The sequence below is a fragment of the Psychrobacter maritimus genome, from assembly GCF_029953575.1.
GTDB classification, from domain to species: Bacteria; Pseudomonadota; Gammaproteobacteria; order Pseudomonadales; family Moraxellaceae; genus Psychrobacter; species Psychrobacter maritimus.
Genome location: NZ_CP124526.1, coordinates 207,331 through 221,160 on the forward strand (window position 1 = coordinate 207,331; position 13,830 = coordinate 221,160).

The window sequence follows — 13,830 nt, forward strand, 5'->3', positions numbered from 1 at the left end:
TTAGACGGGCTTGTTATCAAGTCAGTGTAATAGGAATTTCTTTAATATTTTCTGTTTTGCAGACGAGCAGTTTGTAAAACAGCGACTCATCAATGAGGTAGTGGTATGAACGCAGTTCGTCGCAAAAAACTGATGTGGGTTATGTTTACGCTTGCAGGGGCGGCGATTGCCGTGGTGTTGGTGATTTATGCCATTGGGCAACAGACCGATTACTACTTTGACGCCACCGCCATTGCGCAAGGTGAAGCGCCGCAGGATAAGCGTATCCGTGCTGGCGGTATGGTAGTTGCTGGTAGTGTCCAACGTGCGCCAGACGACCCGTTAAGCATTGAATTTGCTATCACCGACTTTGAATCGACCGTGCCCGTGACTTATCAAGGTATCTTGCCAGATTTGTTCGCTGAAAACTCAGGCGTGGTTGCAACCGGTAAAATGCAAGGCGACATCTTTGTCGCAGGCGAAGTATTGGCCAAGCATGATGAAAATTATATGCCGCCAGAAGTGGCCAAATCAATGAAAGAGAACAATCGTAATGGCGCAGTCCCTTCTTCTGAGCAATATAATCCTGCTGAAAAAGTGCATGAAACCAAGACTTTACAGCAGTAATTTCGCTGACAATAATAATTATCAATAATTATCAATAATTATCAATAGTTATCGTAAAAGCGTTAAATATAAAAAAAGCCAGTGACCTTTATCACTGGCTTTTTTTTGCCTAATATTTTAATAAATATTATTTATTAATCATCCCATTCTGGTGAATAATCCGGATGCTTAATTTTACGCCCATCGCTACGCGCTAAGCTACCTATTTTCTCAAGTTCATCCGCACTGAGCGTTACCTTGACAGCATCTAAGTTGCCTTGTAAGTGCTCAGGATTAGACGTTTTTGGAATCGCAATACGCTGCTTGTCGGATAAAATCCACGCCAGCGATACTTGCGCTGGGGTAATCCCATGCTTATCAGCGATGTCTTTAATGATTTTATTATCAAACACATCTCCGCGGGCAAGCGGCGAATATGCTTCTAATAAAATATGGTGATTGTTTAAAAAAGTCTGCAGGGTGTTTTGCTTAATAAGGGGGTGAAACTCAACCTGATTAACCGCAATCGGCACATCAGCATAGCGCTTGGCTTCGATGATATTGGCGATATTAAAGTTAGACACGCCGATATTACGGGTTAAACCTTGTTTTTGGAGCTCACAAAGCGCAGGGATGGTCTCGGATAAAGGCACGCGATCATCAGGCCAATGTAGTAGCAGTAAATCAACGTAATTGGTATCTAAGTTTTCTAACGAACGCTTGGCCGCAGCAATAAGCTTTTCTGGCTCAAACTTCATATCATCAGGAAATATTTTGGTCGTTAAAAAGAACTTATCGCGAGCGACCCCTGATTGTTTAATGCCTTTTCCCACCTCTTTTTCATTATCATAAGCTTGGGCGGTATCAATGTGCTCGTAGCCCATTTTTAGGCCTTGGCTGACGACATCGATACAGTCTTGTCCCGTTGATTGCCACGTACCCAGTCCGAGTACCGGAATGTTCGCTTGTCCAGCGGTGCGAATATTATAAGTTTTAGCACGCATATTATTGTCCTTGTTGTTTTTGTGATTTATTAATAGCTCTTATATTATTAATAGAGAGTTCAATCAAAAATATAGTGCTCTCAATCTCTATTAAGTCTCAGTCTCTATTAAGCTAAGCCACTATAGAAAAAAGTAGCGGTAAGTGAAAGGGCGGGTGACGCTTTCCTACAAACGACAAACAGGCTGTAACGTCATTTTATAACCCCTAAGGTTATTAATAATTTGTTTACAGGAGCTATTTAAGATAGAAAAATACTGAAATTAGAAAACCTTACTATAGTAAGGGGTATACATAAAATGGACGTAATGCTAGAGTATAACCAAACAAATGACAGATTTATTTATCCATAAAAAATTATATATAGAACGCCAATCTCAACTTATCGTAGGCTTTTGATTTTTATAGAATTTAAAATTTTAATTGTTTTAACTGAAGTTTTAAAAACTAAGTAAACCAATACCTTAGAAAAATAAGTTGAGAGTGGGGTATATAGAGAGATATATAGGTTTTTATTGATACAGCTATCAATAAAGTAAGGGTTAACAAGGTAGCGATTAACAAAATAACGATGAACAAAGCCAAGTTCCACAATCTTCTAGCAACTTCATTCAATTAGGAGAGGATGTGTCCAATCTTTCAAAGGCAAGTACTGTACAAGACAGTCATTTAAAAAATGGTGCAGACAGTCAGCATCAAAACCCTATTTCGTGGTTTATTTTTGGTTTGATGGCAAGCGTGACCTTTATTGGTATTCTCTCAGAGCTGATGCCGTCGGGTATTTTGCCGCAAATGACCGCCGGCTTAGGTATTGAGCAGACTCAGGTAGGGTTTTTGGTCGGTATATACGCGCTGGCATCAGCGATTTTCGCTATTCCGCTTATTAGTATGACGTTGTGGGTCAATCGAAAAATTCTTTTGCTGGTCTTATTGGCGGGCTTTGCCATTTCTAATATCGTCGTCGGTCTTACCTCATCTTATGCGCTTATCGTCACCATGCGTATCATTGGCGGTATTTGTGCAGGGATTATGTGGCCGATGATTGCCGCCTATGGGACGGCATTGGTGCCAGAAAACCTGCATGGTAAGGCTATCACTATTATTATGGCGGGCAATACCTTTGGTGTCAGTCTGGGTCTACCGATTATGACCTATATTGGCACTCAAGTTGGCTGGCGTACCTCATTTATCGTACTGGGTGTATTGGGTGCGGTGATTGCACTGCTGGCTATGAAGTTTTTGCCATCGGTGCAAGGTGAAAAGCTGACCCAAAGTAACTCGCCAATAGCGGTGCTCAAAATACCTGGCGTCTGGATTGTTTTAGCACTGACTTTTTTAGCAGTCGTCGCCCATTACAGCACCTACACCTATATCACGCTATTGGTCGAAACCATTAAGTTCGTTGGCGGTATCAGCTTAGCGCTATTTATCTTTGGGATAGGTTCGGTTATCTCTGTCATCTTATCGGCCAAGATTATTGATACCCATTTACGGGGTTTAATCGTTGGGATGTTAGTTTGTGGCGTGGTTGCCATGCTGTTGTTTGTCTTCTTTAGAGGGACAAATGGTTTTGCACATTTTGCTTTTTTACTTTGGGGACTGGCATTCGGACCTCTGGTAACTATGTTTCAAACGGCTGTTAGCCATCAGGTGACGGAAGCAAAAGCTGTCGCGACCTCGGTACAATCGAGCGTATTTAACTTTTCAATTATGATTGCCACATGGCTTGCCGGTTTGATTTTGGTGCATATGCCAGAAACCGGTGTCTTGGGTATCGTTTATCTGTCTATTCTATGTTTCGTACCTGCCATTATTATTACGGTAATCTCTAAGAAAACCTTGGCGGCGCCTGTTGTCTAATAATCTAATAACAATTAATAACTAGGTTTTGATAAGCAATTTTAAATAACGCATTTTTAATAACTAACTTTTAATAACTAACTTTTAATAATAATAGGAGTTTGTCATGATTAAATTTACCAATGCCACTATCTATCGCAATAGCGATGCTAATGAAATTCTCGTCAAAGACGGTGTCATTCAGCAAATAGGTAAAGGTTTACCGGCTGCTACAGAAGAGATTGACCTGAAAGGTCGGTTGGTTGTGCCACCTTATGTAGACTCGCATCTGCATTTAGATTATGTCTATACCGGCGGCGGTGATGAGGCGAAAAATGCTTCAGGTACGCTATTTGAAGGGATTGCGCGCTGGCATGATGTCAAAAAAACACAATCTTTTGAAGATGCCAAAGCGCGGATGCTAAGAGGCATTCAGGAAGAGGTTTCTAAAGGCGTGCAGTACATTCGTACCCATATCGACGTTTGCGACCCTGATTTAACAGGGCTCAAAGCGATGCTCGAGCTGCGCGAAGAGTTAAAAGACAACGTTACCATTCAGATTGTGGCGTTCCCGCAAGAAGGCATGTACGCCTATAAAGGAGCTGTCGAGTTGATGGAGGAAGCGTTAAAAATGGGCGCGGACTGTGTTGGCGGTATTCCGCATTTTGAATGGGCGTATGAATTCGGTCAAGATTCTGTGCGTAAGACGGTGGAGCTTGCGCTTAAATATGACAAGCTCATCGACGTCCACTGTGACGAAACTGATGACCCGATGAGCCGTCACGTGCAACTATTAAATGCTTTGGTTATGATTGAAGGTATCGGCGCGCGCTCGACGGCGAGTCATACTTGCTCATTTGGCTCAGCAGATGATGCTTATGCATTTCGGATGATGGGGCTATTTGAGCAGTCAGGCATGAACTTTATCGCATTACCAACCGAAAATGCTTACTTGCAAGGTCGTCAGGACACTTATCCAAAACGCCGTGGTTTGACGCGGGTCAAAGAGTTTTGGGAAAATGGTATTAACGTCAGCTTTGGTCAAGACTCTATTAACGATCCGTGGTATCCAACTGGTAACGGCAATATGATGAATATCTTGGATAACGGTATTCATTTGGCGCAAACTATGTCGCTGCCGCAGCTTGACGTCTGTCTCGACTTTATCACCATAAATGGCGCAAAAACCTTAAATATCGAAGATGAATACGGTTTGGATGTTGGTAAGCCCGCTAACTTTTTGGTATTGGACGCCGATAGTCCGTTTGAGGCGGTGCGTCAACGCGCTGACGTGCTTGCTTCTGTTCGTCATGGTAAATATTTATTTAAAAAGTCTGAACCAAGCTATGATATCGAATTGGATGTTTTTAGAAAAACCAAGTAGTCTTATTTACCAAAAATAGAGAAAGAATAAATAGCAACCAGCTAAAATATTAACGAAAAAGCCCATTATTTAATAATGGGCTTTTTCTATTTAATTTTTAAGATACTTTATTGGCATAAACTATCTTAAATCATGAGGCAAGCAATTACTGAGCAGCAGCTTCTGTAACAGGAGCAGTAGCTGTTGTAGAAGCGGTATCAGTACCCCAGATTTTTGGGTATTTGTAACCTGGGAAGCTATCATGCGCATACTTTTTAAAGGCTTCTGAGTTATAAGCGTTGGTCACGTCTTTTACCCATTTTTTGTCTTTATCAGCAGTTTTGATCGCTGACCAGTTGACATAAGCAAAGCTTGGCTCTTGGAATAGCGCTTCAGTCAGCTTGATACCGGCATCAGTCGCATAATTACCATTAATGATAGCAAAGTCAACTTCATCACGCGCACGTGGTAGCTGGGCAGCTTCTAGCTCAACGATTTTGATGTCGTATTTGCTGTTATCAGCGATATCGGTTTTTGAGGCGGTCAATGGGTCGATATTGTCTTTTAACGTAATCCAACCTAGCTCATTCATCATCACTAACGCACGCGCAAAGTTACTTGGGTCATTAGGCGCAGAAACGCTCATGCCTTTGTAGACCTCATCGATTTTCGTCTTTTTGCCTGAATAGATGCCAAGTGGGGCTGTTGGTACTTGGAAGGCTTCAACCAAATCAAGGTTATTTTCTTTTTTGAAGGTATCAAGATAAGGCTTATGCTGGAAGATGTTGATGTCTAAATCACCATCAGCCAAGGCGATGTTTGGCCGCACATAATCGGTAAATGTGACGAGCTCAACTTCATAACCTTGTGCTTCTAACGAGCCTTTTACTTGATTACGTACCATATCGGCAAAATCACCTTCGGTAGTACCGATGACAATTTTGCTATGCTCAGGATCGATATCGCTGGTCGCGGCTGTTTCTGTGGTCGTTGTTTCCGTTGCGCCTTCAGTGACTGGCTCTTTGTTGGCTTCTGGCGCTGATGAATTGTTGCAACCGACCAATACAAGACCTGATACGCCAACCGCAGCAAATGCTGTGGCTACTTGACGGCTGATATCTGTTAATTTCATGAAACTTCCTTAATAAGGGATGGGAATAGGGGATTGAGTATCAACATTTAAAATCCGCATTAAAAAAGCAACATTATGAATAGTAATGCTGCTAAGTTAACGGTTGTTAAGATAGTATCAAAATTAAAGGGAATCAGTTACAAAGTCAAGCATTTGCTTAGGATGAATCGGCATTAAAGCTTGAGCATTATTCATATCAAACGTTTAATATGCGTACTTTAAGAGCCAATGACTAATACTGTTTATAGTCAATTTCTCTGCACACGACAAAAAAAATCATCCCCACCCGATTTTCATAGGTTTAGGGGTTAAAAAGCTAACTAACTGTCGAAATACAGTCTTATCATTGTTAAAAAACACCAAGCGAAGGCCTTCAATCAACACATCCAGGCCAAGCGCAAACAAACTGGCTTGAGGTCGAGCGTTTGACTTCAACTTGCGTTTTAACGGCTTATCTTTGTCTTTATAAATACCGACATGATAAGCCCAACAAAACGCTAAGGCGTTCACTGCGACTAATTTACTGACCCGATCAAGATGGGTTAAGTGGGTATCTTCAAGATTAAAGCCACGCCCCTTTAGACAAGCAAATAAAGTCTCAATTTCCCAACGCTTGCCATAGCTTGTCATCGCATCCACTGTTTCTAGTTGATTGGTTGCGACAATCACTAAACCGTAGTCTTTATCACGCTTGGCAAATACTCGGACCAAACAACCATCGACAGTCAGTATTCGCCCATGTCGATATGTTTCTTGATGGCTAACATGGCGCAATAATTCTTTAATCTGTACCAGCTTGCCATGATGATTCCTAACTTTACTGTTCTTCTTAATCCGTATGGCAAAGGGTATGTGATTATTGGTGAGCCAGTTAAACCATTTTTCGCCAACAAACTCTCTGTCTGCTACTATCATCTCAAGGTTATCTTTGCCAAATTGTTTAATAAACCGCTCAATAAGTTCACAGCGTTCAAGATGGTTTGTATTACCTCGCTTATCTAGCATTTGCCAGTATAAGGGGATGGCTATCCCTTTATATACCACCCCTAGCATAAAGATGTTGAGGTTACTTTTACCCCATTTCCAGTTGGTGCGGTCAATGGTTAAGGTGACTTTGCCTAGCCCAAATAGTCGATATATCATCAAAGCCAGTTGATCGTAGTCTATCCTGGCTTCGGCAAAAAATCGCTGTAGTCTGCGATAGTGGCTGTCGGTCTTGCCACCCTTAGGGAGGTGTCTTGCTATTTTTTTTAAGATTACTGCTTTGAGCAGTAATCAGGGCTATTATCATTAGGCTCAAACATGTGATTCTTGCCTTGTTCATACTCAGGTTTTGGGTTAAAGTTTCACTAAGTCTGTTAAAGTTTGGCATGGTCTGATTCGTCTTGAAAATTACTATTATGCCTTTGCTTTAACAGACTTTTTTGTTTTTTTTGTCGTGTGCAGAGAGTCAATTTATAAGTGAAATTTAGCGCTTATCCAAACGCATGGCTATCCAATTACCTGAGGCCTGAATCCCGATAACCATAATCGACAGCATGACGACAATAAATACCATCACCTCAGTTTGATAGCGATAATAGCCATAACGAATCGCCAAATCACCCAAACCGCCGCCGCCAATCATACCGGCAGCTGCCGAAAACGACAGTAAGCTGATACATAAAATGGTGACCGACAATACCAAGCCAGAACGCGCTTCGTTAAGCAGCACTTTGATAATGGTAAAAGGACGGGCGCCCATCGATTCAGTTGCTTCGATAATACCACGTGGCACTTCACGCAGGTTTTGTTCAACCAAGCGCGCAAAGTAAAAGGAACCCGCAATCGCCAGTACCAAAGAGGCGGCAATCGGTCCAATACCGGTGCCAACGATGGCTTTGGTAAAAGGGCTCATGGCAATCATCAAAATCACAAATGGGAAGGCGCGCATAAAGTTGGTAATCGCCCCAAGCACACCGTATAGCGTCTTGTTTTGCAAAAACTGCCGATCACTAGATAAAAATAAGAAAACCCCAAACAAACCGCCGATCACGATGGCGACCGTCGTTGAGATACCAAGCATAATAAAGGTATCTACAAACGCCTGCCAAATCTCTTTGCGCAGCGCGAGCAGTTTGTCTATCGAGGCGGATAATTCAGCACCAGTTAACATGTCTATTCTCCTACCTCTTAGTCTTCGTGAACCAAGCCTTTGCCAATCGTTGTGGTGGCCTGAATCAGACCGTCGCGAATATCGGCAACCTCAAGCAATTGCCCTTGATGTAACAACGCTGCGCGGTCGCATAACCTGCGAATCACGCTCATTTCATGCGTGACAATGACGATGGTGACGCCAAGCTGTTCATTAATATCGCGTAGACAAGTCAATAAGCTGCGCGTGGTCGCAGGGTCAAGCGCACTGGTCGGCTCATCCGCCAATAATACTTTTGGGCTTGGCGCAATGGCGCGCGCGATACCGACACGCTGCTTTTGTCCCCCTGATAACTGCGCGGGATAATGCCCGGCACGGTCGATCAAGTCGACTATTTCTAAGCAGTCCATCACGCGCTTATGGATATCGGCGCTCGGATAACCTGCCACTGTTAAGTTAAAGGCGACATTATCAAAGACCGTACGATTGGACATCAGATTAAACTGCTGAAAAATCATACCGATATTATGGCGAGCGATACGTAAATCACTAGCGGATAAGGTGGTCAAATCCGTACCATCGACGATGACTTGACCGGAATCTGGACGCTCAAGCAAATTAATCAGGCGTAAGAGAGTAGATTTACCCGCACCCGAATAGCCCATCAAGCCAAATATCTCGCCTTGCTGCACAGTTAAAGACGTCGGCTCGACAGCAGTAAACCAATGTGGCTTGCCGTCTTTATCTTTTATAGACCGGTCGCTTAGAAAACTTTTGGTCACATCGTTTAAGACAATCATGTCACTCATGGAGGGCTCAAAATTCAATAAATATTTTAATAGTCATGAAGCGGTTGTAGGGTCTCTTACATCATAAAGAGCACAGTTAAAAACAACATTCAATAACCCCATAATAAGGGGCGCTAATATAGCATATTATGCAGTGTTTTGGATATGGACATCCATGACTTAAGGATAATCTTGGCTTGCTCGCTATTAAGAAACGAAGCAATCAAGACAGGTAGCGCGTAAATTTATCGTCATTTCGAATAAATGGTTATGAAATAAAGAAGCAGTATGACATCAGCAGGCATGTTTGTAGTACTGATTTCTTAGCAGTAAATTTTTTGCCGCTGAGCTTGTTAAGACTTAGTTTTTTAAGACTGAGCTATAGGATTAATCACGGCTTTCATGATGATAATGAGGGTCGTGCTTCACAGGTAGCACCACTAAAAATCGCGTATGACCATTAATAGTGTCGGTCAGGATACGCCCTTGGTGCGCGGTGACAATTTGGGCAACCAAGGATAAGCCAAGTCCTGAGCCTTTATTCTTTTGCTGTAAGCGTACAAAGGGACTAAAAACTTCTTCGCGTTTGTTTTCAGGGATGCCGTCGCCCTCATCAATCACTGCCAACACGGCATATTTTGGTAGCGGGCGGGTTGGTTCGGTTTTTGCTTTCTTTAGATGCTTACTAAACAAACCTTCTTTACGTGGTGTATTTGCTGTCTCGCCATTATCTTTGGCGTTCTCTTTATTATTGCTCTTAGAGTTATCTTTAGCGTCATTTTTCTCAGTACTATTGTTTTTATCGGTGTTTTCTGCGTTTTGATTGATAGCATTGTCTTCAATACTGAGAAGTGATATCTCCTGATTTTCAGGAACCGCGCGCCAAATGACTTTTTTAATTTTATCGGTTAAATCGCTCGTGAAGCGTTGATAATTGGATCTAAGCGAAGGCTCATTAATGGTTTTCGACTCATCATTACTGTTTATATCAGTGTTTATGGCATTACTTATGTCAGTGTTTACGTTACTGTTTACCTTACTAGGTACGTCAATAAGTTCTGAAGGCTGTGATTTATCCGTGACTAAGCTCGTATCATTATCGCTATCACCATCGACCTCAATGATTTCATTCTGAGCATCAGTAAGCGCCGTGACGCTTTCACCATTTTTATAAATAGCAGGGGCGGGTAATAATGCTATTTCTGTTGCTTCTGCTGACGTTGGCTTAGATTTTGTGTCACTAACGTCAATAGAGTCATTATCGCCATGCTGATTGTTTTGCGCGTTTTCAAGCTGATTGGCGTCATGAGTGCCTTCTTCATAAGAATCAAAGTCGGAGCTGTTATAGTCGACAAAGCTGCTGCACAGTATGGTTTGCAGTAGGAAGTCAGGGATATCATTGGCTTCCTCTAAGGTTTGCACGCCATAAAGCAATACAGTAACAGGCGGCTTGCCATGTAGCATGGCATTGGTCAGTAGGTTGCGAATTAAATGGGTAAGCATGGATGATTGACCATCAATGACGATATGCTCGCCAATCAACGTTGCTTCAGGATAATGCTGGCGTTCTTGATTGACCAAGTCATATAAGTCTAAATGTTCAACTTGCTGTAGCGCATGACCGGCGTCTAATCGGCTGACGAGCAAGATACTTTCAACCAAATCATTTAATCCTGACAGATCACGATTGATCGCATGGGCACGTTTATCGAATTTTTCTTTGGTATCGCTCGGCAAGGCTGCTGCCAACATATCCATCATCTCAATCTGTAAGCGGATACGGGTGATAGGCGTGCGCAGCTCGTGCGACGCGTGCGCCAATAATAGATTATTGGCATTGATAAGGTGTTCAATTTTTTGTGCCGCTTGGTTAAAACCGCGGGCGAGTGAGGCAATCTCATCATTACCGCGTGCATTGACACGCACGCTAAAGTCGCCATCACCAAGTTCAGCCATCTGCTGACTCATCTGATTGATACGCCAAGTAATGGTACGAGCAATCCACCAAAGCACGCCCGCCATAATAATCAGCAGCAATAAGGTACCGGTAAATAAGTTTAGCGCCGCTGAGAGTACAGGTTTTTTAGGCGCTAAGCGTGACTCATATAATAGCGTATAGCCCGTACTACTATAGACTTGGGCTTGCTTGGTTGGGGAGGTTTCAGCAAATGAGGGAAAAACGCGTGCTAATAAAGAGGGCGGCGCCGGCAATTCTAACGGCAAATCGCTATTGTCAGTTTGCATAAGCAAATGACCTTCGCTGTCATACAAACCCATCTTTGCCTGCAAAGATTCATCAAAAATATCAAAACTTTTTTTGACCACCGCCAGCATAAAGCGCGACTGTAAGCGATTGTCCTTGCTGACCGCGATGTTTAGCTCATGCAAAAAAGGGTCTATTTGACCCAAGATTTGCGTGGCTAAGATTTCTGAGCGAATGCCCGCGTCTTTGTCATGGACCAACTGCGTCAATAACACCATCGCTACCGCAAATAAGATAAGTGCCAGCATGACACTGGCAAATAGCTTGGCAAATACGGAACGAAAACCCAGTTGTTGCATTAAATCATCTCTATTATCAAACGCTCATAACCGCTTTATGGGTTTTATTGGCACTATCGCTTAACCTAACTTCGTTTGAGTACATTCATTCGCCATTTATACTTGATCGGTTGCAAATTGATAACCCACACCGCGTACGGTAATAATACGTTTTGGCTGACGTGGATTGTCTTCAATAAGCGCACGTAAACGCGAAATATGCACGTCGATAGCGCGATCAATATTGTCTGAGCTGTCATCGTTTGGCATTGCTTGCCATAATTGCTCGCGGTTTAGTACTTTACCAGAATGGGTGGCAAAATAATGCAGCAATTGAAACTGATGCGTCGTTAGACGTACCGGTTGGTCATCGATAGTGACTTCATGACTGTCAGGAAAGACGCTCAAGCGACCGAAAGTCAGGCTGTCTGATTGGCTGTCGGCTTGGTTTGGCTGCTCATGACGACGAATAACGGCACGAATACGCGCCAATAGCTCACGTGGCTCAAATGGTTTGGCGATATAATCATCGGCACCCATCTCTAAACCCAATACGCGGTCAGTGGTATCGCCTTTTGCCGTCAGCATAATAATCGGCACTTTATTGGTCATGTTGTTTTTGTTGCCACGTATTTTTTGGCAAACTTGCATCCCATCCATATCAGGAAGCATCAAATCCAGTACCACTAAGTCAATATCACGCTCTTTGGTGTCTAATAAGTCTAAACCTTCTTGACCCAATCCTGCATGGTGTACATCGTAATAATTCATGGTCAGATAATCACTGATTAACTCGGCTAAATCTGGATCATCTTCAATTAGTAAAATCTGCTTACTCATAATTTTTCCTCTAGTTGTTGTTATAGTTTGTTTAATCTGCATTTTAAAAATACTGTTTTAAACCTGCATTTTCAAAGTTCTGCTTTAAAAGTACTGCGCCCTTAATTTTTAATCACTGCTATTTAGCATACGCTATATTGCCTAAACAGGATGTTATTAAACAAGACATGCTTTGTTAATGTTTCTACACAATGTAACTACTTGCTTCAATGCTTATGAAACTACGGCCTTTTTACCTTCAGATTCAACCGGTAGATTTGCCAAACAAATCAAACTGTCATTGGTAATGCCCGCGATTAAATATTGTTTGGTCAGCGGGTCATACTCAATGACCTCGACAGGCTGGCGCGTCAAACGCTGGTCTTGTTTGATAATCCATACATTGGCGATTAAAGGCCGCAGCGGCTTATAAGGCGGTTTGTGCAGCACAGTGAGATCTACATTATGCAGGGCACGCTTAGGGACAGTGGTACCGACCTGTATTTGTCCGTAGTCAACACGTCCAGTCACCTTCATATCAGGTCTTATCTGGTTACGACTGACTTCATTATCAACCACGTTGACAGCAACCAACAGCTGTTTGGGTTGCTGAGTGGTGGTCAGCTTACTCACTTGGCCGGTAAATTCATCTATTAAACCTTCAGCGGTAAAATTCACCGTTTGCCCGACAGAGATTTGCGATTCAGCGTCAATGGGAAGGGTGGCAATAAAATGCAGTTCCGTCTCGTCACTGAGCTTTAATAAAGGCTGATGCGGCTCTACCTTCTGTTCGTTTTTAATGTAGAGCTTTTCTATCCGACCAGAAAAATTCGCCCGCACCGTGATCAAGTTGTATGATTTCTCTGATTGTGTATTTTCTTGAGTGTTATTGTCGTCATTACTGCCACTGCTAGTAGAGTTGTCTGTAGTTGGCTTTTTACTGTTAGCGGCCGTCATTTTTGCATCAATTTCTGCGTCATTTTTTACCGCTTGTTTTGTCTGCTTATCACTATTAATAACGGTATTATCTGCCGAATTTTGATTATTGACAGCCGATTGCTCAGGCTTAATATCAGCCTTTTTATTAATTTCTACGGTTTCTGCTGAGTTTGTAGCCGCTACTGCATCAGCTGGCTGTTGAATCTCGGTCGTTTGACGACGAACAATAAATAAGGGCGCACCTTTTTCTACCCATTGATTTTTTTTCACCAATACTTTTTCGACTATCAGCGCTTGTCCGGCAGTCAGATTGACCTTTTTAATAGGTTCAATTTCACCTTCTAAGCCAAGACTTGGCTGATAACGGGTTGGCTTGACACTCAGGATATGGTCAGGGGTCATCGTGATGCTATCAACGCGAATCAAAAGCGGCGTATTAACCGTCTCGCTATTTTCGGCAGTGACCGGCTCTGATGTCGGAGGCGAGGGTTGACAGGCGATAATGAGCAAAGCACTTAAGAGGTACACACTCTTTTTTAAAGGGCTAGAAGCTAGAAATAGCGCACTTGAAAATATCGTGCTTAAACGCCTTGAGCACATAAAATCTGTCATACCAGTCACCATTATCAACGAATTTTCATTATATAGTGAATTTTGCTGCGGTGAAATGATTAGTCTGTCTTTTGTA

The 13,830-nt window shown here is 42.6% G+C and carries 11 protein-coding genes; 3 read left to right on the plus strand and 8 right to left on the minus strand.

What is annotated here, in order from left to right; translation table 11 throughout:
* The first annotated feature begins 105 nt into the window (after nt 1–105).
* Nucleotides 106–606, plus strand: coding sequence for a cytochrome c maturation protein CcmE (gene ccmE / locus QJS82_RS00895; protein ID WP_281490913.1), 501 nt, complete (start codon nt 106–108; stop codon nt 604–606).
* Nucleotides 607–740: 134 nt separating this feature from the next.
* On the opposite strand, the gene QJS82_RS00900 is transcribed toward ccmE, so the two are convergent.
* The gene (locus QJS82_RS00900) at nt 741–1,589 is read right to left on the minus strand and encodes an aldo/keto reductase (protein ID WP_281490914.1); all 849 of its coding nucleotides are present in this window, start codon (nt 1,587–1,589) and stop codon (nt 741–743) included.
* Nucleotides 1,590–2,214: 625 nt separating this feature from the next.
* Here QJS82_RS00900 and QJS82_RS00905 point away from each other — a divergent pair.
* Nucleotides 2,215–3,447 (plus strand): MFS transporter, encoded by a 1,233-nt coding sequence (locus QJS82_RS00905; protein ID WP_281490915.1) that lies wholly within the window; start codon nt 2,215–2,217, stop codon nt 3,445–3,447.
* 106 nt (nt 3,448–3,553) lie between these two features.
* Nucleotides 3,554–4,810: an amidohydrolase family protein gene (locus QJS82_RS00910; RefSeq protein ID WP_281490916.1), complete on the plus strand. Its 1,257-nt coding sequence runs from the start codon at nt 3,554–3,556 to the stop codon at nt 4,808–4,810.
* Nucleotides 4,811–4,955: 145 nt separating this feature from the next.
* On the opposite strand, the gene QJS82_RS00915 is transcribed toward QJS82_RS00910, so the two are convergent.
* The 7 genes from QJS82_RS00915 to QJS82_RS00945 all read right to left on the minus strand — a co-directional run bounded on the left by QJS82_RS00915 (nt 4,956) and on the right by QJS82_RS00945 (nt 13,754).
* Complete coding sequence (locus QJS82_RS00915; RefSeq protein ID WP_201565074.1) at nt 4,956–5,921, minus strand: MetQ/NlpA family ABC transporter substrate-binding protein; 966 nt, start codon at nt 5,919–5,921, stop codon at nt 4,956–4,958.
* Between the two features lie 276 nt (nt 5,922–6,197).
* Nucleotides 6,198–7,193 (minus strand): IS4 family transposase, encoded by a 996-nt coding sequence (locus QJS82_RS00920; protein WP_348651559.1) that lies wholly within the window; start codon nt 7,191–7,193, stop codon nt 6,198–6,200.
* A 196-nt stretch (nt 7,194–7,389) separates the two neighbouring features.
* Complete coding sequence (locus QJS82_RS00925) at nt 7,390–8,076, minus strand: methionine ABC transporter permease (protein WP_149488683.1); 687 nt, start codon at nt 8,074–8,076, stop codon at nt 7,390–7,392.
* Nucleotides 8,077–8,093: 17 nt separating this feature from the next.
* Nucleotides 8,094–8,864, minus strand: coding sequence for a methionine ABC transporter ATP-binding protein (locus QJS82_RS00930; RefSeq protein WP_201565075.1), 771 nt, complete (start codon nt 8,862–8,864; stop codon nt 8,094–8,096).
* A 366-nt stretch (nt 8,865–9,230) separates the two neighbouring features.
* Nucleotides 9,231–11,405, minus strand: coding sequence for an ATP-binding protein (locus tag QJS82_RS00935; RefSeq protein WP_281490917.1), 2,175 nt, complete (start codon nt 11,403–11,405; stop codon nt 9,231–9,233).
* Nucleotides 11,406–11,501: 96 nt separating this feature from the next.
* Nucleotides 11,502–12,224, minus strand: a complete 723-nt coding sequence (locus QJS82_RS00940; protein ID WP_057761578.1) for a response regulator transcription factor — start codon at nt 12,222–12,224, stop codon at nt 11,502–11,504.
* 213 nt (nt 12,225–12,437) lie between these two features.
* Complete coding sequence (locus QJS82_RS00945; protein WP_281490918.1) at nt 12,438–13,754, minus strand: efflux RND transporter periplasmic adaptor subunit; 1,317 nt, start codon at nt 13,752–13,754, stop codon at nt 12,438–12,440.
* Between the last annotated feature and the right edge of the window lie 76 nt (nt 13,755–13,830).

Coding starts and splice junctions, on each gene's coding strand:
- QJS82_RS00900 (WP_281490914.1), bottom strand. CDS start 1,589: ATGCGTGCTAAAACTTATAATATTCGCACCGCTGGACAAGCGAACATT.
- QJS82_RS00940 (WP_057761578.1), bottom strand. CDS start 12,224: ATGAGTAAGCAGATTTTACTAATTGAAGATGATCCAGATTTAGCCGAG.
- QJS82_RS00925 (WP_149488683.1), bottom strand. CDS start 8,076: ATGTTAACTGGTGCTGAATTATCCGCCTCGATAGACAAACTGCTCGCG.
- QJS82_RS00945 (WP_281490918.1), bottom strand. CDS start 13,754: ATGACAGATTTTATGTGCTCAAGGCGTTTAAGCACGATATTTTCAAGT.
- QJS82_RS00915 (WP_201565074.1), bottom strand. CDS start 5,921: ATGAAATTAACAGATATCAGCCGTCAAGTAGCCACAGCATTTGCTGCG.
- QJS82_RS00930 (WP_201565075.1), bottom strand. CDS start 8,864: ATGAGTGACATGATTGTCTTAAACGATGTGACCAAAAGTTTTCTAAGC.
- ccmE (WP_281490913.1), top strand. CDS start 106: ATGAACGCAGTTCGTCGCAAAAAACTGATGTGGGTTATGTTTACGCTT.
- QJS82_RS00935 (WP_281490917.1), bottom strand. CDS start 11,405: ATGCAACAACTGGGTTTTCGTTCCGTATTTGCCAAGCTATTTGCCAGT.
- QJS82_RS00910 (WP_281490916.1), top strand. CDS start 3,554: ATGATTAAATTTACCAATGCCACTATCTATCGCAATAGCGATGCTAAT.